Origin of the sequence: Vibrio sp. 10N.261.45.E2, from assembly GCF_002875705.1 — a bacterium.
In the GTDB taxonomy this organism is placed as follows: Bacteria; Pseudomonadota; Gammaproteobacteria; order Enterobacterales; family Vibrionaceae; genus Vibrio.
This window is the reverse complement of record NZ_MCZZ01000101.1, coordinates 1-1,502: the sequence shown is the minus strand read 5'-3', so window position 1 is coordinate 1,502 and position 1,502 is coordinate 1. Positions and strand designations below refer to the sequence as shown.

The 1,502-nt window shown below is 40.7% G+C and carries 1 protein-coding gene; it reads left to right on the top strand.

Translation table 11 applies throughout. The annotated features are described in order from the left end of the window. A partial coding sequence (locus tag BCT34_RS24285) for an Ig-like domain-containing protein (protein ID WP_157936597.1) occupies positions 1 to 1,119 on the top strand: 1,119 nt, incomplete at its 5' end. Between the last annotated feature and the right edge of the window lie 383 nt (positions 1,120 to 1,502).

Below are 1,502 nucleotides of genomic sequence, written 5' to 3'. Positions count from 1 at the left end.
GATCCCGCAGGTAACACCACCACCTCGGAGCCGCAAGATCTGACGATTGATATCAGAGCCCAAAATGACGACATACGCTTGAGCAACGACACTGGACGCACAAACGATAGTGGTTCGATTGTTAAAGGCTTAGATGAAGATGGAATCACTAACAATACGTTTCCTCGTTTTAGCGGGATAGCGGAGAAGGGGGCGGTTGTGACCGTTGTCATCCGTGATGAAGATGGAAATATGTTAACCACCATGGAGGTTAATCCCGAAGATAATGGCAGCTGGGTGGCAGATAGTGCCAATGGCGAACCTATGCTGCCAGATAGCGGGCTGCTAGATGGGGATTACACTTGGACGGTGGAAGTGACGGATCCCGCAGGTAACCACAGCTCTTCGGAAGAGTTTAATCTGTCTATCGATACCACAAATGTTTTAACAGCAGCTGTTCAAGGAGTGGCAGGGGGACAGCCTACTTTCTTCGGAGAGACTGATAGTATGAGTGAAGTAATTGTCACTCTGTATAATTCAGACGGTACGATTTTCTTTCAAGATCAAGCGATAGCAGATAATGATGGAAAATGGGCATTAACTGTACCATATAGACAAAAGCTTAAAGAAGGGGAGAGTTATCAATGGAGTATCACTAGTTGCGATAATGCAGGAAATATAAATAGGGTGGAAAAACAACCATTATTAGGGGAGGAAACTTTTGAAATCGAAGAGATGAGTTCGATAAACGACTCAGAAGAAAACTCCATTATTTCTAGGCATATGTTCAATGGCAGTGATACTTATCCTAATTCTCAGGTTTTATTAAGTCTTGATAATGCCACTTATAACACTTCATCAGATAATGATGGGGATTGGAGTATTGTTGTTGAGTTTGATAACCCTGGAATGTATAATTATGATTTAACAACAAAAAGTATTAATGGTTCAGAAATTAATGAATCTGGTATTGTTGATATTCATAGCATTGATATTGTTAGTAATGACGCTCATGAGAAAGCTAATGATGTTGGTGAGAAAAATATAGAAGATAATACATCTAAAAAGCTCATTGAAAGTGCTCCAATAGTTGATGTCTCTGATTTTGAATCATCGGATATTAATTATCATGTAATCTAAAACTTCAAGGAGGTACGGTTCTGTCGCAAATCTAGTTAGAAGCGTGACAGAACGGCCTTCCTCTATATGGCTTTGTTGCATCGCTCATATTTTTAGCAGTGCAAGAGTTACGAGGCTTCTACTGATATAATGCAGTTTTAGCCTCGATTCTCACTTATACATGTCAAACAAGTTTAACAATTCAAAGCGTCACCACATACCAAAGCAAACCTATAAGCTGACGAACTGGTCTGAATACAACCAATCATTGATGAACCGCGGTTGTATTGGGCCCTCCTCCAGATGAAACGCAACACTTGCCCCCTATTAATGTAGTGGCATAGTGAATTTGGCCACCTGATTAAGAGGTGATGTATGATCATCTGAACATAGCAGCTACGCTG